The following is a 23634-nucleotide window of genomic DNA, read 5'->3' on the forward strand; positions in this document are numbered from 1 at the left end:
CTTTTAATATCAAGAGCTTTGAGTTTGTTTTTGTGTTTTCAACTTAATATTAACTCTTATAGCTCAGGTTTTGTTCTATTCAGTATGCATGCATTCCACGGTATGTCTACTCTTACCTTCCATCTGCATAGACAATATCATTAGAATAGGGGGGTATTGCAGGGTTGACATTCATATCGAAGTCTACCTTTTGTAGGGTATTGCTTTACCGATAATAAGCATATTTTAATAATGATCCTGCGTGAAAAAGGCACTAAAATAAAGGATCTATTTTGCCCTATAAAAAAAGAGGTAGCACCCCGAATAACTTATCCGGGGTCTGATACAAAAAAGGTCTGGTCACAACCGTTCATTTTCTTCATTATTTCTTCTTTTGATCAAAATAATGAAGAAACCTGCTACAATAAGCAGTGCAAGTAGTCCGAGAACCTTTAATGTACTGCTCTCTTCTCCGTGTGATCCGTCATGTCCCAAATCTGATCCATCTGGATCTTCCATGGAAGCTGAAATTCCATTGCCATCTGATATCCCGGTGGACACAGGTTCAACTATATCTGTATCTTCTGAACTGACCATCTCAGCTGCTGTCTCCTCTACAGTTTCATCATCACTCCAGAACAGGAGTTTCTTAAGATAATATGGCATTCCATCGCTTTCGGAGGTAGACGATGAACTGTATTGATAGTTACATGTGACAGCAAATGGTGAGTATCCGGAAATATTCCTTACAATGAAGTAGGAGTATGTTCCATCATTACCTGTAAGTTCAGGTGTGTACGCTTCCCACTGTGGATTGGACCAGTGCCTGAGGTATACGGTATTGATGATCAGGCTTCCTCCATCCTTTGTATTGAGTACTCTGAACTCTATGCTGCGGTTGTTGCTTCCATCATTGACCAGTGTCTCGTTGTTGAAACCAATATCGAAATACTGGTATATTGAAGAGGCAGGGAAATCGATACTTGAACTGTTGATCGAAGAAGTGTTCAGTACTTCCACCTTGATCTGTATACCCGTGGTGTTGTTTCCTGTATTGAATGATGTTGAAATTATACTGCATGCAAGACCGTTACAATCTCTCTCATTGTTGTTTGTCGTGTTGAAGCGCAAGTACTTGTCACTGCCATTTATCGTAATATCTGGTGTGGTATTGATCATTATCTCAATGTCATCTCCACTTTCAGATGAATTAGTGATCGTCCATTCCCAGGAATGTGTGTCTGTCCTTCCAATGCTTTCGTTACTGGTCTGAACGGACACATTATATATCTCCATAAAGAAATTACTCTGGCTGAAGTACTGGCTGCTGTTGATCAGACAATAGGATACAAGGGACGAATCATTTGTGTTATTGAACAATGTGGCGCCTGTTCCGTTTACAGGATTTCCGTCAACGAGCCATACAAAGCTTGAGTAAAGAGTGCTCTGAATACTGAAATTCAGTTCTTCTCCATATGCTGATATTGCTGATGTGTTCTCAGGTGAGTATGTATTGATCGGTTCATCCGCACATCTGATATTGAAAAGGCTTGAAGATGTCCCGTTGCTGTTCTGTACTGTGAGGTTTACTGTGTAGTTACCAGATGTGAACATGTGCGTAGTGTTACTGTCAGTTGTATTACTTCCATCACCGAAGTCCCAGTTCCAGTCCGTTACAAGTCCGGATGAGTTGTCGGTGAAATTAACTGTAAGCGGACTTATTCCTCTGCTTACGTTAACATTAATATCGGCGATCGGCAGGATGGACACGTTCATATGTACATTCTCTGTGTTGTTCACATGTCCGAAATTATCGGCAAAACTACAGTTATAGGTCATTGAACTTACCAGTGTACCGGAATTGCTTGCAGGGATAGAAATGTTATATGAATAGTTCCCTGAATCAAAGGTCATTTCATATTCCTGTCCATCCACTGTTATATTGCACCAGTCCACTCCGGCGATATCAGTGACATTTATCTCTACGGTAACAGTCTCTCCTGTACTACCATTAAGGACTTTCTCGACCCAATTATGGTCAGGTCCGCTTGAATCTATTGTAAATGTGACATCTCTTGCTGATGAGTTATCCTGTGTATCATTCGCATATACACGGAACATAGCATTTTCAGTATCATCCTGGGGTAAAGTGTAAGCCATGCTTGTGCTTGTCAAAAGACTTCCGATCTGAGCCCAGCTTCCATTGAAGAGCCACAGGTCGTATTTCACACTGTCACCTTCCACATCTGTGGACGAACCCCATGATACTGTCATAGAGCTTCCACCCTGTTTGATCTGTCCGCTTGTTGGTGATGTGAATGCTCCTGGGGTTGTTGGTGCATCATTTACTGACGTAACGCTCACAGTAACTGTGGTTGATAATTGTGGTGATTCATCACCTGCCATTCCGCCATATTCGACAAAATAACCTGTTATTGGGTCGGTATAACCTGAATAGTAATCGTTCCATTCTCCATTTACAAGTAAGTGGGCACAGTCTTCACCATATGACAGATATGCATCATTTGGCTCTCCACTTGCCCAATTTTCGTATGCTAATGCAGAACCAGCGTAGTTACCACTCCAAAATTGAGTTCCTGCTTCAGGTCCGGTTACCCATTTCCACACTCCTTCAGTGTCTGCATCACTTGCTCCTATCCATGCCTGTCCTTGTATTTTAGAACTGATGAAAGTGTTCTCTGCTGCAGATGTAATTGTTGCAAGATATCCCTGTAATCCTTCCAGTTCCCTGCTTGCAGCAGCAGTTTCTGCTGCTGTCCATGAAATATGGGAACTTGCCACGTATTCATAATAGTGGCCTGTATCTTCTAAATATAATGTATTTCCTCCCAGGACAAAGGTGATCTTTCGGTTTGCAGTGTTTGGTTCCTCGTTTGTATTCTCGTACCTTACATTTCTGAAGGCAGCCTGATATGCTGCTGGAGTTGTGCTGTCGGAAGACAATGTCAGTACTCCTGTAGAGGTGTCAAATGATCCTGATATGCCACTTGTTGTGTCATATCTTAGATAGTCCTGTCCGGAGACATAACCATCTCCTATGTATACTTTAGCTGAAGAGTAAGTAGACTCGCTGCCGGTGATCGTCAGTCCGGGGTCTATATACATGTCATCATTTTCAGTATAAGTTGCAGTACTGCTCGAAGCAGTCAATGTAGTTACTGCTTGTGCAACAGGCGTGAAGGCCACACATGATATTAATAGTAATGTGGCAATAATAATTGATCTGTGCATAAATTCCTCTCCTCTCTGAATTATGTATTTGGTTAATGTGAAAAAAATCAATGTCTTTATATGGCATCAAGTACCATGCTTATTATTTATCCATATTTATTTTTATCTTTAAATTAATAAAGGTATTTTAATCTTTCCGTAAATTGATCACAGAAGTTATTCTCGTGCACTCTTTGCATGGTATTAGCAATGCATCGAATAATTTGTGATATTAAAAATGCAGATCAGGATGGCGTAAATAAACAATATTTGCCAAAAATCGAGAATATGGTGGAATATATACTCCATAAAATTGATCTTATCTCTTAAGGTGATCGATGCACAGCTCATCAATTATATGCCTGCACAAATAATTATTTCTAAAAAAGAGAACATTTAGCTGCTATCCTCGGACAGCAGCTTAAAAAAAAGAATTAGTCTATGGTATCATGCATGCGAGGTTTGATCTCATTTAGACCACTTGACTCGCTTTCATCACCATTCTCATCATGATCTCTGCGATGCATTTCCTTGCTGACCATCTGGTTGAACATGAAGTACTTCTTCACGTATGCCATGATCTCTTCATCGGATATGCAGGAAACCCTCTTTTCATCATTATAGAGCTTCTGGATATCTGTCTGGATCGCTCTGAGACGTTTATCGTTCTTATCGATCTCGATATTAACTTCCAGCAGTTCGTTCAGTGTTTCCTGGACCTTATATCTGAGTACTTCGATGCCTGATGAATCACCGATAAGGAATATCCTCTTTCCACCAACGATCTCAGGTGGGTATGGCTCGTAGGTGAACGGATTCTTGATAACACCGGCAGAGTGGATGCCTGATTCATGGGCGAACACGTTGTTACCTACAACAGACTTGTTCCTTGGTATACGGATACCGATCTCATCCTGCATGAACTTTGAGAACTCTACGATAGAATCAAGGTTATACTTGTCAAATCCTTCGATACGCCTTGCCAGGAACAACAGAAGCTTCTCCATTTCAGCATTACCTGCCCTTTCTCCTATTCCTAAGAATGTAACGTTGGACCAGTTTGCACCGTGCCAGTAGCCTGCAATAGAGTTAGCGACTGCAAGGCCGAAATCATCATGGCAGTGGGTCTCGATGTTCTTGACATTGAGCTCATCCTTCAGGTACTTTGTGATCATTGGTATTCCAAATGGCTCGTCAACACCTTCAAAAGGTATACCGAACCCGATGGTATCACAGATACGAATAGTACAGTCAGGATCGATGTCCATTATCTTCTTGATAAGCGGGAATGTAAAATCGTAATTGTCTGCACGGGTCATATCTTCGATATGAGCCCTGGTACGAAGGCCATGGTCCACTGCATACTGGAGTGCATTGAGATATTTCTCCTCAGCTGTCTCACGGGTCAGTCCCATCTTATCGATTATGTGCGGGTCTGATACTGACATCAGGACACCGGTTTCCTCGATACCGTCAATGTTGAGTACCATATCAATATCAGCAGGATTAGCACGTGCCCATCCGGTGATCTCCGGGAATTCATATCCCTGATCCATCATGAGCTTGATAGCCTTTCTGTCCCTTTCGTTGTACACGAATGACTCAAGTTTCTCTATTCCTATCTGATGCAGGTAGTTATATATCTGGAACTTCTGCTGACTCTTCATAACAATACCGGGCATCTGTGCCCCGTCCCTGATAGTGCTGTCACTGATAGATACTTCCTGCCCCAGAGGCAATTTTATTTTTGGAAGATCATCATAATCCTTGTATATTTTCATTCCATACCTCCTTTGTATAGATCTTGTGATCCCGGAACGCATATCCTATGCAAAAATGAGTCAATATCAAATATTGATGTCTAACTGGAAAGCGATCAAACTCCGGGTAATTATCTTTATTGAAAGATGAACTCCATCTATTATAGGCAAACTTCTACTTAAAATGTCCTTTCGTTATCTGTAATTTAATAATTTTCTTGAGATGTGAGTGACAATAAACCTTTAAATCTTTATAATTTAAATTAGTACATGATTCATATGTGGAGCACATTACTCAGGAAGTTCGAAAAATATCCGGCCCAGCAAAAGGTCCTGAAGGTCCTTTTTGAAAGAGGTTTCCAGGTAAACGATGAAGGCAAGGTGACCTCAGGCGCAATAGAGATAGCCCACACACAACTTGCCAGAGAAGCAGGTGTTGACAGGCGTGTTGTTGATTCCACCACGGAGGTCATCCTTTCAGATGACCAGTTGAAAAAGATCTTCCAGAATGTAAGGTCCATACCATTTCTTCGTGATGTAGCCCCTCTTCTTGGTCAGGGTGTTGTTATAATCACTCCTGATGATGCATCACACAAGGGTATAATCTCAGAGGTATCCACAGTGATCGCAAAGCATAATATCAGTATCAGGCAAGCTGTATCAGATGACCCGTTCTTCACTAACGAGCCTAAGCTCACCATAATAACAGATACCAAGGTCCCTGGAAGTATTGTAGAAGAATTGCTCAAACTGGATTCAGTAAAGGGTGTCAGTATCTATTGAAGCCCTCTTCTATCTTTTCCTAAAGAACAGCCTTTGCAAAGGCACGGAACACCTTTAACATATGCACCGAACGTGAAGGGTGCAGCATCTTTTTTATCAGTATGGATGGATGGTCCATGTCGCCATAGCGTGTGATGGTGTCAAGAATAGCTGGATCGTTCATGGACCCTATCAGCTCATCGAGCTCACTGTCCTCAAGTCCACCTATGAAATTATGTATCCTCATTCCCATGGAAAGTTCCTTTCCTATCTTTCCACGCCATCTTTTATCATATTCCGAAAGGAAGTTCGAAGAACTATTTTCCTCAGAAACAGCTTTTGCAGCAACCTCTCCTGCTATCTTTGCGCAGACAGCACCGGTGTATATTCCTCCACCTGATGTTGGCTTGACCTGACCAGCAGCATCTCCTACCACAATCACACCGTCAGAATATGTCTTTTCAAGAGGTCCAAGTGGTATCCCGCCCATTACAAGGTCCAGTTTACCTCCACCATATCTCGAGGCTACATGCTTGTTATTTATCAGTAATTCTTCCAGGACCTCATGGGCATTGATGCCATATTTTGGGTCAACTGCCATCCCTACTCGTGAAATACTTTCATTCACAGGTACTGTCCATCCAAAGAATCCAGGAACCTGTGATCCTACGAACAGTTCCACAAAATCAGTATCATCTGAGCGATACGGGACCTCTGCCTGGATTCCCGGAAGTACTTTGCTCACATTACCAAGACCTGCCATCTTTGCTATCCTGCTACGAACACCATCTGCTGCGATGATCACATTAGCCTCAATTGTCTCAGTTCTTCCTTCTCTAATTACAGACAATCTCTGTATCTTGCCGGATGTTTCGATGCCAGTAGCTCTGGTATTCAGCCATAGGTCCACATCTTCTCCAAGTGCCATCGCTCCGAGCTGGCGGTCGAACATCTTTCTGGAAACAACATATGCTTTTGTCTTCTTTCCATCAATGGGCAGACGGTCACCATTCATAGGGTGTACGAATGCTCCTCTGACCGAGTTGAACACAAAGTCATCAGATGGCTCTACGTCGCATTCACTGACCGCTCTTGTGCTTAATAATCCGGTGCATCCTACGGGGCTGCCAATTGAAGAGTGGTCCTCTACCATCAATGTCCTGGCACCGTTCATGGCGGCATATCTTGCTGCTGTGGAACCGATGGGTCCGGCTCCTACAACTATAACATCATATCTTTTCATGTCAGCTTCTATTTCCATTCTGTATTATTGTGAGCAATTCCCTGAACGCATTTATTGTATGGTCAGGTCTTTCCATTGCCTGCACGTTATCATCAGGGTGGCTGTAATCGCCATATAATGCATGTACAGTTACCATTCCGATCTGTTTGGAGGGGATGATGTCTCTTCTGAGACTATCTCCTACATAAAGCGTCTCGTAGGCTTTGAGGCCCATGGAGTCCAGTGCATAGGTAAATGGTTCATGGGATGGTTTCTTGTGTCCTGTCATATCATAGGTGAAAAGTGAATCGAAACATCCACAGAGGCCTACCTTTCTGAGGCGTTTGCTGGCATTGTTCTTATCAGCATCAGTCAGTATTCCAATACTGAGCTCCATTTCCTTCAGGTCGAGCATTGTATCCTTCACACCTGGATAGAGTTCGATAGTGCTTATCTTCTCCCTTTCGTATATGGCGCAGCAATCGTTGAACATCTGTTCCGAGTACATATCATATTCTATCAGATAATCGCTGATATTCTCAAGGTCTTCAAACCCGTATTTCTTCCTGCGGAAATAGGATAACAGTTCATGAGCTTCTCCTTTTCCGATGAATTCCACAATGGCAGTGCAGGCAGTTATTTTTGCTTCTATGAAGTCAAAAAGGGTGTTATCCATGTCGAATATAACGCCTTTTAACTCACCTGTCATTATCGTGCCGTCCATTATTCTCATCTCATCTTCAAGGGTATAATGCTCTCCCTCGGTCGGAATTATGCAGCATTCATATATCAGCTATTCGTCTGCTGAAATATTCCAAAAGCAATATTTATATATTATTCTGATATATACAATAAACCTACTATCAAAATGATAGTTACTGAGGGAAACAATGGTTAAACAAATACAGTTAGAAAAGACTGATAACCCAGTGCAGTCCAATTCATCGACCGCTGATGAATTTGTTGTACGAAGTGAAGAGGATGGGTTCTATTCATCCTGTGGTCAGGCATATATCAGGATCGACAGAAACTGAACATTGAAGTTTTAATGATCTCTATTTTTCTGATAATAGTTCCTACTTTCCATTTTTTGCTGGATCTTCTGTTTTTCAGGTGATCTTTTCAGATCTGTCCTTGTAATGGTCGAAAAGTTCCTTTCCCCATAAGATGGCAGAGTCCTCGGAACTTGATATCGTAGTACTATCGTATTTCCCCTGATTTCCGGGAAGTGCCATTGAGAAAAATTTTTCACTTACAATTAGGTCCAGAGGCCTGACCTGTCCTTTATAGACAAAGATGTTGGACCTTTCATCTTTGAACAGGTTGTTGATATCTTTCTCGTATTCTTTTTTCAGCGATGCGAATATCGGATTGTCTGTCAGTAATATATTGTGATTCTGTGGGATCTCTCCTCTTATGGTCCTGTAGACATCCTCTGTAATTATGAGATCGAGCATGGTTCCCTTTTCCATGAGCCCTGAGTATATTATAAGCTGTGCCGGGTGATGCACTGGAATAAATGCCATTATCCTTTCAGAACCATCTATTCTCTGCAACATGTCTTCCTGTTGTTCGAATATATCAGGCATCTGCGGTTCACATATCTCGCAATTGCTAAGCTCTCCTATCCTGTAGAGAAGTTCATCTGGAATGGGTCTGAGGTCATGTTTGAGCCAATAGCTCCTGTATCTCTCATGGATCTCGAGGGTTGCCAGGAGATCTTCCATATTTCTCACTATCACTTTTCCCATGGGTGTGAGGGTGCAGGTTCCCTTATAGTAGGTTATCAGGTCCCATTCGACAAGCTTCTTTATCTGTGGTATCATTGATTTCCAGGGAAAATCAAAAGCTACCTTTATCTCATCTGAACTCTTTGCTCCATTCTTCAGGAACAATAGTAATTCCTTCCTTTTTTCCGAAAGGAACAATGTATCGATCAGAGACGATCGCATGTAAACCCCATTTTCAATTTGCTTTCAAAGGCATATATAGTAATTGGAATATTGTTATTCATTAGGAATGAACATATGATCTGTTACTTTTCCAACGCTGTTGTCCTTCTCCACTGATGCTGGAATATTCGTATGCCTGTTGCCATATCATCATGGTTTTGGCTATATCTTTTCAACTGAAAATATATTATGAGGAAGGGACCTCGGGAGGAATCGTCTAATGGGGCATATCAGAACAGCAGTATTAGTTTCAGTTCTATTTACAACAGTGATATTACTATTCACTTCAGTGTCTGTAGCAGCAACAGGTATGGGAATGTCAGCTTCATCAATGGATCCTGATGGTGAGAATTACGAATTTCTGATGGTAAGGGTCGTCACTCCGGATTCATTGGAGGTCACAGTGGGGGATACAGTGACCTGGCGGAACCTGCAACGTCCAAAGGTGCCGATCGTTCTTGTGAGCATTGACGGTCTGTGGGATGATGCGACCCTTTACTATGGCAAGACCTTTTCATATACATTTGAAGAGCCAGGGACCTATGCATTTACAGTTCAGGACAATCCTGCAATGGCAGGAACTATAGTCGTATCTGAGGGAACGATGCGTTCGGTAGCCGATACATCTGAGGATGAAGAAATGATGGTGCCGGAACCTGTGATAATGATGACACAGTCTAACGAACAGGTCATGAGCCGTATGCAGGAACAGGTTATGGATCATAGGAATGAGTTCCTTATCGTCCGCACACTTACACCAACTTCGATGGAGGTCTATGCAGGTGAGGCTGTCACATGGAGGAATCTCCAACGCCCAAAGATGCCTGTAGTGCTCATAAGCGATGAGGGTCTGTGGGATGATCAGACCCTGTATTATGGTAAGACATTCTCCTACATCTTTGATGAACCGGGTACCTATAGTTTCAGTATTCAGGACCATCCTGAGATGTCCGGGACCGTTGTAGTCTCTGAGAAAAGGATGGCATCTGTAGAAGATGAGGATACTGAAGCGGTAATGGTAGCACCAGGGCCTGTAATGATGAAAGAGGGTGAGGAAGTCGGAACCATGGAACAGGTAAGGGTACGTGTGGAGGAACAAACGATGGAACATAACTACGAGTTCCTTCTCGTCCGCGTGGCAACTCCTGAGTCGATGGAGATCGAAGCAGGTGAGACTGTTACATGGAGAAATCTCCAGCGTCCAAAGTTCCCTCTTGTACTTGTGAGTGATGATGGTCTCTGGGATGACCAGACCCTTTACTATGGTAAGACATTCTCATATACGTTCGAGAATGCAGGAACTTACAGTTTCAGTGTTCAGGGCAATCCTGCAATGACAGGTACTATAGTTGTAAAATAAGTATGGAAGGTAATTTTCAACCTTCCTCTTTTCTATCTTTCAGGTTATTGGAATATGAGTTCCAGTTCTTTCTGCAGATCATCTGCCATCATTGGTGAATATCCATGTGTACTGCCGTTCACTGAATACATCTCCTTTGGTTCACTTGCTTTGTTGAAGGTACTCAGTGCCATCTCATAGGGAATGACAGTGTCATCTACTGAATGGATCATCACATATCTGCGGGGTGTGATCTCTCCAAGATAGTTGTCAGGGTCTATGGACCTGGAGAACAGGTATGCATCCATGTCCGTGTTCTCATCGACAACAATACTGTCCGTATCATATCCACTTGTACTAATAGCGATCACTCCTTTTATATCCGGGTCGATAGCCGTGGAAATGATGGCGAACCTTCCTCCATTGCTGAGTCCCAGCATTGCGATGTTCTCGCTGTCCACCAGTGACTGTTCACCAAGTACATCTGCTGCGACCATTGCATCATGCACCATCATATATTCCACCGGCTCCTCTCCGTTCATGAAAAGTTCAAGGTCACTCTGCATGTCTATTCCGCCAAGATTCCTCTGGTCGATGGTTATGGATGCATAACCGAGTTCTGCAAGTAATTCCGGGATAGAAGTCTGCTGCTCTTTGGAAACCCCTGCTCCCGGAAGTACGACCACACCAGGTACGGCTGTATCTGAATCCGGTAATCTGATCAGGGCTTCGATATCCGAGTCCCTGCTTTTGAAGGTCAGTGTCCTTACAGTTGTATTGTCGTCTCCGGTCATGACGTTGCTGATGCTATATTCAGTTTGGTCCATCTGTGAATAAGAAAGGATACCCTCGTCTGAAACGGACCAGTCAGCATCCTTGTCAGATGCAAGGGACATTCCGATCACTCCTGCTGCCATAAGTATGATCCCTAATGCAAGTGGCAGTATTTTCACAGTTGGTTTCTGCTGTTGTGCTGTCTTTCTTTTTCCTTTAGTGGTATGGTGCTTGCTCATATGATCACCAGAAATAGTTATACGAACCTGCCGGGAGTCGAACCCGGGTTCTAAGCTCCGGAGGCTTAAGTGATATCCGCTACACTACAGGTCCATTGTATCGATATAGGTCCATTCTGCATGTTTCTCATTGAAGATAAATATAATGTTTCCTTGAATGTTTCCTTGAATGTTCCCTTAAATGTTCCCTTGATCTACTCAAATGTTTCTTTGAATATCCTCCAAAATGATCAATTTATGGGTATTTTGAACGCATATCTGGATGTCGAGATCAGGCATTTTTGTATATATTTGTCCTTTATCGATCATATCAGGTTAATTAGTAACTATACGAACAAAAAGTTTTAAATATCACAATTGTGTATTAGGTGTATTCACGATCGTGATGAAAAACGTACATCAAGGTTATAAGGTTGTTATGAAATTGGCTGCATAGCACTCCTTTCCGGTTACATGCCGTACCTTGTACTAGTGGTCTATTCCACATGAATCCTTCAAATGACAGGAGCTTCCGCGGCTCCTGTTAAAAAACGTACACTCCTGAAAGTTAAAACCCCTTGTTTTATTTATTAACCACGCTAATAGGTTGCACCATGAAAATAAGACTCCCTTCAGGCAAGACCGAAGATATTGATCTGGGTCCTCTTACCGTTGAAGAATTACTTCGTGAACTGGATATAGCTCAGGGCGAGGTGCTTGTCTCCCGTGATGGGGAAATAATTCCCGAGGACACTATCCTTAATATTGATGACAACATCCGTATCATGCAGGTAGTGTTCGGTGGATGAAAATAAGTCCCTGATAAGTGCTTTTTCTCTTACTCATCTGGTTGCGCAGCGTTGCTCATAGCTTCACAAACAGGCTCAGGAATATCTGTTATCCTCTTCCCCCATGAGTAAACGTTCATCTTTTTGCTTCTTACAAAGCCGATTATCGTAAGTCCACGTGCCCTTGCTATATCTATGGCAAGTGTGGTTGTTGCTCCTCTTGAAACTACGATCGGGATATTGGCTGTCAGGCATTTCCTCACCATCTCAGATGATATCCTGCCAGAACAGATGATATATGTTCTTGAAAGGTCGATACCTCTCTCTAATGCGTAACCTATGATCTTGTCAAGTGCATTGTGCCTGCCTATGTCCTCAACAACACAGACCTTTCCTTCTGCATTGTAAAGTCCTACCACATGGATCCCACCGGTCAGGACATGAAGTTCGGAATCAAGTGCTTCCTTCACAGAGTTACGTATGGTCTCTGAATCAAGTGTCAGGTCAGAGTTGATCTCCGGAAGTTTGGCTATATCCAGATAGGACATGGAACCTCCGCATCCGCTGAGCACGGTTTTTTTAGAGACAAGTATCTTAAAAGGACTTTTTGTGAGTACACTGGCATCGGTGTTCTCTATCTTGATGGATTCGATCTCGTCGACATCTTTGATGATACCTTCAGTATAAAGGAAACCAAGAACGAACTCCCTGAGCATATCAGGACTTATCATGGCTGTCAGGGCATGTCTTCCATTAACTCTTACTGCAAGGGGCATTTCCTCTATGACCTGATGTCCTTCCAGCTCAAAAGAGTCAGCATCTCCCTTGATGCAATCAAATTCTGTGTACATTTATAATCTCCTTGCCAGTTCCTTCATGGTGTCTATAAGCCTGTCAACCTCTTCCTCTGTGTTGTAAAGATAAAGGCTTGCACGTACAGTCCCACCCTCAAGACCCAGATGGTCCATAAGTGGGTGACAGCAGTGTTCCCCTGACCTTACCATTATGCCTGCTCCTTCATCAAGGATATGTGCAACTTCATGAGGGTGTAATCCGTCAACATTGAACGAAACGACTCCGATCCTGTCCTTATCATCTTCAGGGCCGTAGACTGTCACTTCATCTATCTCTCTTAGTCCTTCAAGTATTCTCGTTGTAAGCCGTTCTTCATGTTCCCTTATCTTCAGCATGTTGTGATCTTCAAGGTAATCCACTGCTCTGGCAAGTCCTATTATCCCGGATATGTTCGGTGTCCCTGCTTCATATTTTTCATATCCATCAGCAGTAGTATATCCATCCACGGATACATTTTCTATCATACCGCCACCAAGCATGAGCGGGTGGATATCTGCTTCCTTCATCCACAGAATTCCGGTACCCGTAGATCCAAGCATCTTATGTCCTGAAAAACACAGGTAGTCACATCCAAGTTCTTTTACATCGACCGGTATGTGTGGGACAGATTGGGCGCCATCCACAAGGAGCTTTGCACCTTTCTCATGGCATATCTCAGCTATCTCTTTTACAGGTAAAAGGTTGCCAAGTGTATTGGAAGCATGTGTTATCGCCACGATCTTTGTCCTGTCATTGATCGCATTTGCAAGCTGTTCTATATCTATGGAACCTTGCATGTCAGTGTTAACTACTGAAACATCCACTCCTCTGTTACGCAGACGGATCCACGGGAGGAAATTCGAGTGATGCTCAAGGACCGTGGTCACTACGTTATCGCCTTTGTTCCACCTAGTTCCGCAGGCCACCATATTAATGGCTTCTGTGGTGTTCTTGGTCAGAACAGTGGTACCGTTACCACCGCCGATGAATCTGGCTATCTTCTCATGGGAATGCCAGTACTTTTGTGAGGCGATATTGGTCAGTCTGTGAACTCCTCTTCCTACATTGGCACGGTAATGCCTCTCGAATTCGTTCGTTGAGCTAACTACCTGCTCAGGTGAAAGGCTGGTGGCAGCGCTATCCATGTAGGCTATGTCTGCAAGGATGGGGAAATCGTTCCTGATCCTGTCTACTTTAAGCATGCTGTTCCATCCGAAATATCAGGTTATGTAATGATGAATGGATGCACTTCTTATTCTTCGCTGCCAGCTCCGCATTGCTGTTCGTCCTGGCGCAGCTTTTTGCAGATGGTGCATATTCTTCCCGGCAGGTTGTCCACCGTGCCATCTTTCATCTCTTCTGCAAGAATACGTATAGAGTTCTTGACATCATCATCAAAGACGATGCGATATCCTCTTTTCTTGGAAAGGTACTGTGAAACGGCCGAAGGTGCCATATCAAGCTCTTTGGCTACTTCCTGTTGCGAAAGGCCACAATTAACAAGTTCTTCTGCAATAGCTGCCCTTATTGCCGGCAACACATCCCAGACTATCTTTTGACAGGGTAATTCCATAATTTTAGTTTCCTCTGAATTATTGATGGTTATTTCCACTAATGATATAACTCACAATTGTGAATATGCTTTTGATCTTAAAAGCCTTTTCTGTTATCTTTGTAATTGTCTTTGCCTTGTACAATATTTATATATCTTCACAATTGTTAATAAATGGATTATCGGTATATGGAAAGTATAGCACTAAGGTCAAAGAGATGACCTTTGACCCCATGTTATTTACTTATCCAGTTACATATCTAATATCACAGACTTGAAGGACCCATCTCATGTTTAGCGAAGATGAACTTGAACGTTACAGCAGGCAGACAATGCTCTTTGGCGAGGACGGCCAGAAGCGGTTAAAGGATGCAACGGTCTTCATTGCCGGTGCAGGAGGACTCGGATGTCCTGTTGCTCTCTACCTTGCAGCCGCAGGTGTAGGGAACCTGGTAATTGCAGACCGTGACACGGTGGAGCGAACCAATCTCAACAGGCAGGTATTGCACTGGGAATCGGATATTGGCAGGGAGAAAGTTCTCTCTGTTAAGGAGAAGCTCCATGATATTAATCCACATATCAATGTTGAGACCTTCTATCTGACAATAGATCATACTAATATCAGGGAACTTGTGGGAGATGCCGATATTATTATCGATGCAATGGACAACTATCCTGTCCGTTATCTGCTGAACCAGGTTGCCCATGAGAAAGGTATTCCATTGGTCCACGGTGCTATCCGTGGCTTTGACGGGCAGGCAATGACCATAGTCCCTGGTGAAAGTGCATGTTTTAATTGTGTTTTCCCTTCTCCTCCGCCAACAGAGGTATTTCCGGTCGTAGGTGTGACCCCTGGTATAATTGCCATGATACAGGTAAATGAAGCTATCAAGTACCTGCTGGGCACAGGCGAACTCCTGACCAACAGATTGCTCATATGGAACGGGCTCTGCTCTGAGATGGAGTATATGAGAGTGTCAAAGAGATGTGACTGCAAGATATGTGCTGAAATTGGAAATAAACAGGAGTGATCCCCATGATCAGGATAACACACGATGATTTTGATATAAACGCAATGATATCAGCTGCCAGGACCTCTAAGATGGGTGCTCTGGTGACTTTTATCGGAACTGTAAGGGATGATGGAATGGACATGCTTCAATTCGAGGTCTATGAGGAAGTGGCTATCTCTGAACTTGAAACTATTCGTGATGAGGCATTCGAGAAGTTCGAGATAGAAAGCGTTGATGTCATTCACCGAACAGGTGACCTGCCGGTAGGCGAGAACATCCTGCTTATTATTGTAGGTGCCGGACACCGCAAACACGCATTCGATGCATGTGAATATGTCCTTGAACGCATAAAGGAAAGTGTCCCTATCTGGAAAAAAGAAATTGGTGGATCGGGAGATCGATGGATCCCCGGAGAAGCTTATAATTCCTGATCCGTTTATTTAAATCTTTTTTTATCACTTGATATCCAGCATTCTCTGGATGGCAAGTCTTGCTTTTTCTGCAACTTCCTCTGGTACGGTCACTCTTGGAGTTAGACTTTCAAGTGAGTTGTATACTTTTTGAAGGTCTGTTCTTTTCATTGTGATGCATACAGCATTGTCAGATAATGGATAGTACAACTTATCAGGGCAGTCATTTTTCATCCTGTGGATGATCCCTACCTCTGTACCGATAATGAATTCCTTGTTCTCGCTCTTACATACATGTTCTATCATGCCGGATGTTGAATATACATGGTCTGCCAGGTCTACGACCTCTGAGCGACATTCGGGATGTACAAGTACTTCTGCACCGGGATGTAGCTTACGTGCGTTAATGACATCTTCCGGTGTGATCCTGTCATGGACGAAACAGAAACCTTCCCATGGCATTACCTGTTTATCGGTAAAACGGGCAACATAACTTCCAAGGTTCCTGTCAGGCACGAAGATCACCTTATCTTCATCGAGGGACTCAACAACCTTCACAGCATTGGAGGAAGTACAGCATATATCGCTCTCTGCTTTCACTTCGGCTGAGGTGTTCACGTAGCATACTACCGCTGCATCAGGGAACCTTTCCTTGAGCACACGCAGTTCACCTGCTGTTATCATCTCGGCCATAGGGCAGTTAGCATCTGCCGCTGGTAACAGGACAGTCTTTTCAGGTGACAGTATGGCTGCTGTCTCTGCCATGAAATCAACTCCACAGAACACTATCACGTCAGCGTCCAGGTTTGCTGCCTTTCTGGCAAGTTCAAGGGAATCGCCTATGAAATCAGCTATGTCCTGCACCTCGCCTATCTGGTAGTTGTGGGCAAGTATTACTGCACTGTGTTCTTCTTTAAGCTTGAGTATCTTATCTTTGAGTGCTTTTGCGTCAAGTGTCGTTCTGTCGATATAGGTCATAAGTGCTACCTTTGAGTGTTATTGGTGGTTCGTATCCAATGACACGAATTCACAATTGTTATTTAGTATTATTTCTATTTACTTCTTACCACAATATACTGGTCATATAGTCCCTATATATTAGATGATGTAATGGAGTTTAAGAGCTTGTATTGGTTGTATCATCACCTTTTTGAATGATACTATCTATTTTTTAGTATCATCTTTATAATTTGTACACTATGAATATATTTACGAAAAAATGGCTGAACTATGGGTAGGGAAAGCTTTCATCCGGGGGAGTTCGAAGAAGCACTCCTGACCATGAACAGGGTTGCTGCTAAGAATATGATACTCAGTGAGTTCAATGGCAACAATGCGTTTGAACTGATAAATGAAATTATCTCTCCTGCACTTCAGAATATTGGCGAGAGTTGGTCGAATGGTGATATTGCATTGTCCCAGGAATACATGGCCAGTAAAATGTGTGAAGAAATAGTGGAATCTTTGCTCCCTGCTGAAAGCCCTGTAAGGAAGGATATTCCTTCAATAGGTATCACAACCCTTGGGGATGAACATATGCTTGGGAAACGTATAGTCACGTCATTTCTCAAGGCAAATGGGTTCAATATCCATGATTATGGTGATATGGGTGTGGAAATGGTTCTCAGAAAGATCCGGGATGATGGGATAGAGGTCCTTATGGTCTCTACATTAATGCTTAATCTTGCTCTTGAGGTCAAAAAGCTCAGAGAGATGCTCGACAGGGAGAATATCGGTACGAAGATCATAGTCGGAGGGGCACCTTTCCTTTTTGATCGTGATCTCTGGAAAGAGGTGGGTGCTGATGCTATGGCAGTCGATGCTATGGAGTCTGTAGAGAAGATACGTGAGGTTATGGGGGTAAGCCGGTGAGCAGTGATGAAATGACACCTATGGAGAGGGTATCCGCAACGCTTGGACATGAAGTGCCTGACAGGGTACCATTCTTCTTGTTGCTGACCACACATGGTGCTGACGAGTTCAATGTTTCCATCGAGAAATATTTCTCGAATCCTGAAATGGTGGCAGAGGCCCAGATAAGGATGCAGCAGAAATATGGACATGACTGTTATTATGCGTTCTACTATGCTTCTCTGGAGGCTGAGGCATGGGGAGGCAATTCTATCTTTTACCCGGATGCACCTCCTAATTCGGGCAGACCTATCATAGATCACTTTGAGGATATCCATTCTCTGGAAGTGCCTGATGTTGCGGGCTCAGCTATACTGAAGAACGTATTGAGGACCATAGAGGTCTTAAAACAGAATTCTGGGAATGATATACCTATAATTGGTGTTGTGATGTCGCCTTTTTCCCTTCCCACTATGCAGATGGGGTTCGGCCCTTATCTTGATCTTATTTATGATGAACCAGAGGCTTTCCGGGAACTGATGAACGTGAACGAAGAATTCTGTGTTCAGTGGGCTAATTTGCAGGTAGAAGCAGGCGCAACTGCAATATGTTACTTTGACCCTGTATCTTCATCGACTATGATCCCTCCTGAGCTTTACAGGAGAACGGGCTTCAAGGTGGCCAGAAAGACCATCTCTCAAATAAAAGCTCCTACTGTCACCCACATGGCTTCGGGAAGGTGCCTTCCTGTCATTGATGATATCATGGACACCGGTACGGTAGCGATCAGCACAAGTTCACTTGAACCTCTTTCAGATATAAAGGCCGCATGTAAGGGTAAAGTCACAGTAGCTGGCAATCTTAATGGGCTGGAAATGAGACATTGGTCGCCTCAGGAAACTGAAGATAATGTCCGATCAGCAATTGAGGAAGCAGCTGATGACGGAGGATTCATCCTGTCAGACAACCACGGTGATATCCCTTATGGTGTATCTTCTGAAGTTCTCATGGATCTATCCTCATCCGCAATAAAATGGGGTCAATACAGGTAGTTATTATGTTCTATGATCATTATGTAATTGCACCGGAATTCATCAGAAGAGAGATCGGATCCCTGGTGGAGGGTAACACTCAGTTGCAGGGGATAAAGACCTCTTTTTTTCTCCCTTCCAGCGATAAAGATAATGAATGTCTTATCTTTGATGCGATCAAGGAAATGAAATGTGACAACGATATATTGCTTCTTTGTGATGCATCCTGCCCCCCGGTATCTGTCCCGGACGATTACTGCGGCTCGTTGAAGGTCAGCAGACCTGTGGATCTCTATAATATGTTCGCCGGGGATCGAAGACTTCAGGAACACAAGGATGCAGGCGCTTTTATCACGATACCCGGATGGCTTGAAAGCTGGCAACACGATCCCGATGGTATGCTTTCTTCTATGCTCTTAGATGGTTCTTTCTCAGAGAGATACTCTTCCATCCTGATCCTGGATACTGGTCTGTATCCCGGCATGCCTTTGATCGCAAAGAGATTTTCAGAGCAGGTAGGTGTTCCTTTCAGTATTATGGATGTGGGTATCGAGCATTTCAAACTTGAATTTGACAACATGGTACTTCAATGGAGTATTGAGAAGAAGCAGGATCAGTTGAAAGTATGTAACCGTAAGGCAGCTTCATATGCGATGTCAATTGATTTCATAAAGACCATTGCAGATCTTACTGATGAAGCAACTGCTATAGATTCTATATGTAAGTTGTTCAGCACTATGTTCGCTCCTAAGAACGTTGTCTATTATTCTTTTCATGAAAATGAGATCGAGCTTAAGTATTGTAAGTCACCTGAATCTGAAAAGGAACTCATAATGAATTTGAGGGATTCGGATTCCAATTATGTTGTTTTTGATAAGGAGGATGGTTTCGCCATAAAGATATTGGCGGCAGAGGACCTTCTTGGTATTATCGAGATACATGGGGTGGCTTTTCCCGAATATCTGGATGAATATCTCAGTGTAGGTTATGATCTGGCAAAGGCATCAGGACTTGCGATCTCTAACATAAGGCGGTATCATGAGCTATTCCGCTCCAGAGAAGAGCATGTAAAGCTCACAGAGACTCTCAGGACAACTAATCGTATTCTGAGACATGATATAGCAAATGACCTCCAGATAGTGCTGGGAGCACTGGACCTGCTCGAAGAGAACTATGATGAGAAGTTCCTCCTAATGATAAGGAAGGCTGCTAACAAAAGTGCTTCACTTATTGAGAATATGAAAGAACTCGATCAATTGTCAGTCGGTGTTGATCAGTTAGAGATCCTGAATGTTAAAGAGCTTATGGAGAGCATAATGGGTAAGCATTCGGTGGAATTCAATATGGTCGGGAACTGTGCTGTAATGGGTGACAAAGCTCTGTCATCAGTTCTTGATAATATTATCAGTAATGCCATAGTTCACGGGGATGCCAGCAAGATCGATATTGTGATGCAGAATGATGATACTTCCTGTAAGATATCTATATCTGATAATGGTGTAGGTATTCCTGACAGTGTGAAGCCAAAGATATTTGATGAGGGGTACAAGTATGGAAAGACCGGTCACACAGGTTTTGGTCTCTATATTGCGAAAAAGACAATTGAGCGCTATAGTGGGTCAATACATGTGGAAGACAATGATCCGGTAGGTTCAACATTTGTCATAGGGCTGAAGCCTGCCAGAATACATTAACAGCCTTCTGATTAAATGATTTTTTGGTAATCCTGTGCATGATAGTGAATAGTTGTGTATTGCAAGCCTATCATTATATGTTATGACTGTCCATTATGTAATGGATATAAATTTATGGAGTACATCTAAGGGGTCTGGAATTGGGGGAAACACATTCATATAATCGTTATTCTGAAACCATATTCATATTTTTTATTCTTGTATGTCTGTACTTTGTAAGCCTGAAAAGTTTCCTTCTTTTTCATAGCATTGTTGAAATAGCAAGTGTTGTGGTAATATCGGCTGTTTTTCTAATTACCTGGAACTCGAGACATTACCTGAAGAATTCCTATCTTCTTTTTCTTGGAGTAAGTTTACTTTTTGTGGCTGGTATCGATCTTATCCATGTGATGAGCTATAAGGGGATGAATATATTCGCTGATGGTGGGGCAGATCTCCCAACCCAGTTATGGATCGCTGCAAGATATTTACAGGCAATTTCTTTTTTGATAGCCCCTTTCATGTTGGGAAAAGTATTGAATGTACATAAGATATTTTCTATATACTCTGTGGTGACCATCTCTATTTTAGCATCAATATATCATGGTTATTTCCCGAAATGCTTCATTGAAGGAAGCGGGCTAACTCAATTCAAGATAATAAGTGAATATGTGATCTCCTTGATCCTGCTGGCTTCATTCATTATTCTCCGCCAGCATAAAGAAGAGTTTGATATAAAGGTCTATAATTTACTATCTGGTGCGATCATCCTGACCATTTTGGCAGAGCTGGCATTTACATTCTACATCGATGTCTATGGCTTTTCAAATCTTGTAGGACATTATTTTAAATTACTTTCATTCTATCTGATATACAAAGCTATAGTCGTTACAAGTCTTACAAGACCATATGACCTTCTTTACAGGGAACTTAAGATGAGGGAATATGAACTTGTGAAGAAGAAGGAAGCACAAGAGCGTCTTCTGGAAACTCTGGGTCTTGTTAACCAGATCCTTCGTCATGATATTCTCAATGATCTCAATATCATTTCTCTGTCAGTTGATAATCTCAAAGAAAGAATGAATGAAAGAGAGCTTGATCTGTCCGAGAAAGCTGTGAGGCATAGTCTGCAAATTATCAGGGAGATGAAAGATATGGAATCACTGATGTATATAAGAGATATGAAGACGATCGATCTTCGTACTCTTACAATGGAGATCGCACAGGAATTCCCAATTGATGTGGATGTACATGGTACCTGTTCTGTAAAAGCGGATAGTGGTCTCCATTCTGTTATTGGTAATATCATCCTGAATGCAATGGTCCACGGCAAGGCGGATAAGGTGGATATATCAATGAGCTCACAAGATGATCATTGTGAGATGCGAATATCAGATAATGGGAGTGGGATCCCTGATAAGATAAAAGAACGTGTTTTTGAGGAAGGCTTCAAGTATGGTCCTTCCGGGCATACTGGTCTGGGTCTGTATATAGTGAAGCAGATCGTAGAGAGATATGGCGAGATATCTCTGGAGGATAATGTTCCTTCGGGTGCGACATTTGTACTGAAGTTCTATCACAATTATCCGGTAAATGAAGAAAAAGAAGCTAAGTAATGATCCTCTAAATAAAAAAGAGATACCCACATGAGTGGGTGTTCCTGTTCTACTCTTCCGTGGCTCTTCCAATGGCCTTAACAAGTGTAAGCATGACTCCCATACCTTTCTGGAAGTCTTCGTCCCCCATCTGTTTGATAAGGCCGCCAAGGCCGATCTTTGGAGGATCAAGAAGAGCTTTGTCAAGTTCAGGGTCTTGCATTCCTCTTTCAAGCACGTCGATAAGATCTGTGCTTATTACTGCATTGGTCAGTTTGAGCACGGTAGCCATGATCTCGGCTATCCCATGGGCTGTCTGGTCGTTCATGTAGTCCTGCATTATCCTTGCTGTTCTTACAAGGTCCAGGAAAGCTTCCATGTCCTCAGGTCCTACCGGAATGCTTGTTGGTGTATTATCATTTTCCATATTCATCCCTCCTTAGAACAACCCCTTTACACTCATGTCCCAGTGCAGGTAGTAATACATACGATACATGTACCAACCCATTTTAGTGGGTTTGAACGGTGCAGGCATAACGCCATAGTTCCAGGTAGCTATGTATGCCTGGCCTGCGGAAGAAGGTGTTTCCATCTCTGTGATTATAGGACAACCTGTCTCTCCTTCATATGGTGCTTTTGTATTGTTGCCATATATGTCATTGATAAGGTTCTGACTGACAACAAGTGCCTGATAGTGAGCCCCTATTCCTGTTTTTAGTATGTCGGCAGGTCCGTTGTCACCAAGGATGTAAACGTTATCATGGTTGCCTGCAGGACCACGGTATTGTAATGTTGTTCTGTCACAGGGTACCCATCCCTTTTCATCAGTGATGCCGGAATCACTAAGTACTTTCTGGGGTTTGTGTGGAGGAACTGCTATCAAAAGATCATAGTTAACCGTTTCTCCTTCCTTTGAGCTAAGTTCTTTTTTGGCAGCATCGACCTGTCCAAGAGGGAAGCTTCTCTTTACTTCGATATTCTTTTCCTTGAGAAGCCCACTCACAAGTTTATTGAACTCAGGTGGCCCGATAGGTTCCATTGGCCAGAGTAGTGTAAGGTTGAACTGTTCCCTGTTCTTCAGTACATTTCTGAGGTAACTATCAAGCAGGAATGTGAATTTGACCGGTGCACCAGGGCATGGGATCGGCATTGCGGCAACGGAAACAACAATATCTCCTTTGTCCATGCTTCGTATCTTTTCGCCAACCTGTGTAGCTCCTTCGATCGATGTATAGAATGTATTGAGCTCATCTGCAAGTCCGGGCACGGCATCAGCATCAGCACGTGCTCCCATGGCGATAACAAGATAGTCATAATTGTATCTCTTTCCACTTTTGACACCTACTTCCTTACTGTTAAGGTCAATAGATGTGACTTCTCCTGCATCTCCAAATGCTGTGTTAACTCGGGGACTTATAAGTTTCCTTCTCTTCCTGACGATGTCTTCGGGCGTGTATAGTCCGAATGGAAGGAAAGTGAAGCCTCCCTGATTTATGCTAGTATCGTCCCTGTCAAGAATAGTGATCTCCAGTTCATCTCTGGCGATCTTCTTCCTGAACTCCCTTGCAAGTTTATTGGCTACCACAGAACCTGCATAGCCTGCTCCTATGATCAGTACCTTTTCTTTCATTACTAAACCCCAATTTTGAA

At 42.9% G+C, this 23634-nt stretch carries 22 protein-coding genes and 1 tRNA gene; 10 read left to right on the top strand and 13 right to left on the bottom strand.

Annotation, left to right across the window (positions count from 1 at the left end):
- Positions 1-339: 339 nt before the first annotated feature.
- Together BM008_RS13915 and BM008_RS13920 are read right to left on the bottom strand one after the other, a co-directional pair.
- Entirely contained in the window at positions 340-3231 is a 2892-nt protein-coding gene (locus tag BM008_RS13915; protein WP_091938085.1) for a PKD domain-containing protein, read from the bottom strand.
- Between the two features lie 413 nt (positions 3232-3644).
- Positions 3645-4991 carry a homocitrate synthase/isopropylmalate synthase family protein gene (locus BM008_RS13920; protein ID WP_091938087.1) on the bottom strand — a complete coding sequence of 449 codons (1347 nt, stop codon included), beginning with the start codon at positions 4989-4991 and terminating at the stop codon, positions 3645-3647.
- 258 nt (positions 4992-5249) lie between these two features.
- On the opposite strand from BM008_RS13920, the gene BM008_RS13925 reads away from it, so the two are divergent.
- Positions 5250-5753 (top strand): TrpY family transcription regulator, encoded by a 504-nt coding sequence (locus BM008_RS13925; RefSeq protein WP_091938089.1) that lies wholly within the window; start codon positions 5250-5252, stop codon positions 5751-5753.
- Positions 5754-5772: 19 nt separating this feature from the next.
- On the opposite strand, the gene BM008_RS13930 is transcribed toward BM008_RS13925, so the two are convergent.
- Both BM008_RS13930 and BM008_RS13935 read right to left on the bottom strand, forming a co-directional pair.
- Entirely contained in the window at positions 5773-6993 is a 1221-nt protein-coding gene (locus tag BM008_RS13930) for a geranylgeranyl reductase family protein (RefSeq protein WP_245748061.1), read from the bottom strand.
- Positions 6977-7687 (bottom strand): HAD family hydrolase, encoded by a 711-nt coding sequence (locus tag BM008_RS13935; protein ID WP_245748062.1) that lies wholly within the window; start codon positions 7685-7687, stop codon positions 6977-6979. The genes BM008_RS13930 and BM008_RS13935 overlap by 17 nt, the downstream gene beginning before the upstream one ends.
- Before the next feature lie 157 nt (positions 7688-7844).
- Here BM008_RS13935 and BM008_RS15015 point away from each other — a divergent pair, with 157 nt between their 5' ends.
- Positions 7845-7988, top strand: coding sequence for a hypothetical protein (locus BM008_RS15015; RefSeq protein ID WP_177188097.1), 144 nt, complete (start codon positions 7845-7847; stop codon positions 7986-7988).
- Between the two features lie 75 nt (positions 7989-8063).
- On the opposite strand, the gene BM008_RS13940 is transcribed toward BM008_RS15015, so the two are convergent.
- Positions 8064-8906, bottom strand: a complete 843-nt coding sequence (locus BM008_RS13940) for a helix-turn-helix transcriptional regulator (RefSeq protein WP_091938091.1) — start codon at positions 8904-8906, stop codon at positions 8064-8066.
- 220 nt (positions 8907-9126) lie between these two features.
- On the opposite strand from BM008_RS13940, the gene BM008_RS13945 reads away from it, so the two are divergent.
- Entirely contained in the window at positions 9127-10266 is a 1140-nt protein-coding gene (locus tag BM008_RS13945; protein WP_091938093.1) for a cupredoxin domain-containing protein, read from the top strand.
- Between the two features lie 44 nt (positions 10267-10310).
- On the opposite strand, the gene BM008_RS13950 is transcribed toward BM008_RS13945, so the two are convergent.
- The gene (locus BM008_RS13950; RefSeq protein WP_091938095.1) at positions 10311-11258 is read right to left on the bottom strand and encodes an alpha/beta hydrolase; all 948 of its coding nucleotides are present in this window, start codon (positions 11256-11258) and stop codon (positions 10311-10313) included.
- Positions 11259-11280: 22 nt separating this feature from the next.
- Positions 11281-11352 (bottom strand) — tRNA-Arg (locus BM008_RS13955).
- Positions 11353-11851: 499 nt separating this feature from the next.
- Here BM008_RS13955 and thiS point away from each other — a divergent pair.
- On the top strand, positions 11852-12046 hold the full coding sequence (gene thiS, locus BM008_RS13960) for a sulfur carrier protein ThiS (protein ID WP_091938097.1): 195 nt from the start codon (positions 11852-11854) through the stop codon (positions 12044-12046).
- Between the two features lie 29 nt (positions 12047-12075).
- Here the strand turns inward: thiS and fdhD are convergent, their stop codons facing one another.
- The 3 genes from fdhD to BM008_RS13975 are packed head-to-tail and all read right to left on the bottom strand — an operon-like array spanning position 12076 to position 14432.
- On the bottom strand, positions 12076-12876 hold the full coding sequence (fdhD, locus tag BM008_RS13965; protein WP_091938099.1) for a formate dehydrogenase accessory sulfurtransferase FdhD: 801 nt from the start codon (positions 12874-12876) through the stop codon (positions 12076-12078).
- Positions 12877-14061 carry an aminotransferase class V-fold PLP-dependent enzyme gene (locus tag BM008_RS13970; protein WP_091938101.1) on the bottom strand — a complete coding sequence of 395 codons (1185 nt, stop codon included), beginning with the start codon at positions 14059-14061 and terminating at the stop codon, positions 12877-12879. It abuts the gene before it with no gap.
- A 50-nt stretch (positions 14062-14111) separates the two neighbouring features.
- A complete protein-coding gene (locus BM008_RS13975) occupies positions 14112-14432 on the bottom strand; it encodes a transcriptional regulator (protein ID WP_091938103.1) in 321 nt (106 codons plus the stop codon).
- A gap of 269 nt (positions 14433-14701) precedes the next feature.
- Here BM008_RS13975 and BM008_RS13980 point away from each other — a divergent pair, with 269 nt between their 5' ends.
- Together BM008_RS13980 and BM008_RS13985 are read left to right on the top strand one after the other, a co-directional pair.
- Positions 14702-15442 carry a HesA/MoeB/ThiF family protein gene (locus BM008_RS13980; RefSeq protein ID WP_091938105.1) on the top strand — a complete coding sequence of 247 codons (741 nt, stop codon included), beginning with the start codon at positions 14702-14704 and terminating at the stop codon, positions 15440-15442.
- Positions 15443-15447: 5 nt separating this feature from the next.
- Positions 15448-15855: a molybdenum cofactor biosynthesis protein MoaE gene (locus BM008_RS13985; RefSeq protein ID WP_091938108.1), complete on the top strand. Its 408-nt coding sequence runs from the start codon at positions 15448-15450 to the stop codon at positions 15853-15855.
- Positions 15856-15879: 24 nt separating this feature from the next.
- Here BM008_RS13985 and nadA read toward each other — a convergent pair whose 3' ends face one another.
- Positions 15880-16812 carry a quinolinate synthase NadA gene (nadA, locus tag BM008_RS13990; RefSeq protein WP_091938110.1) on the bottom strand — a complete coding sequence of 311 codons (933 nt, stop codon included), beginning with the start codon at positions 16810-16812 and terminating at the stop codon, positions 15880-15882.
- Between the two features lie 252 nt (positions 16813-17064).
- On the opposite strand from nadA, the gene BM008_RS13995 reads away from it, so the two are divergent.
- The 4 genes from BM008_RS13995 to BM008_RS14010 all read left to right on the top strand — a co-directional run bounded on the left by BM008_RS13995 (position 17065) and on the right by BM008_RS14010 (position 22005).
- Positions 17065-17706 (top strand): cobalamin B12-binding domain-containing protein, encoded by a 642-nt coding sequence (locus BM008_RS13995; RefSeq protein WP_091938112.1) that lies wholly within the window; start codon positions 17065-17067, stop codon positions 17704-17706.
- Entirely contained in the window at positions 17703-18737 is a 1035-nt protein-coding gene (locus tag BM008_RS14000; RefSeq protein ID WP_245748063.1) for a uroporphyrinogen decarboxylase family protein, read from the top strand. The genes BM008_RS13995 and BM008_RS14000 overlap by 4 nt, the downstream gene beginning before the upstream one ends.
- Positions 18738-18742: 5 nt before the next feature.
- Complete coding sequence (locus tag BM008_RS14005) at positions 18743-20410, top strand: ATP-binding protein (protein ID WP_177188098.1); 1668 nt, start codon at positions 18743-18745, stop codon at positions 20408-20410.
- A gap of 140 nt (positions 20411-20550) precedes the next feature.
- Entirely contained in the window at positions 20551-22005 is a 1455-nt protein-coding gene (locus BM008_RS14010) for an MASE3 domain-containing protein (protein WP_091938116.1), read from the top strand.
- 49 nt (positions 22006-22054) lie between these two features.
- Here the strand turns inward: BM008_RS14010 and BM008_RS14015 are convergent, their stop codons facing one another.
- Positions 22055-22411: a DUF1641 domain-containing protein gene (locus tag BM008_RS14015; RefSeq protein WP_091938118.1), complete on the bottom strand. Its 357-nt coding sequence runs from the start codon at positions 22409-22411 to the stop codon at positions 22055-22057.
- Positions 22412-22423: 12 nt separating this feature from the next.
- A complete protein-coding gene (locus BM008_RS14020) occupies positions 22424-23614 on the bottom strand; it encodes an NAD(P)/FAD-dependent oxidoreductase (RefSeq protein WP_091938120.1) in 1191 nt (396 codons plus the stop codon).
- Positions 23615-23634 lie beyond the last annotated feature (20 nt).

Source organism: Methanolobus profundi, assembly GCF_900114835.1.
Lineage (GTDB): Archaea > Halobacteriota > Methanosarcinia > Methanosarcinales > Methanosarcinaceae > Methanolobus > Methanolobus profundi.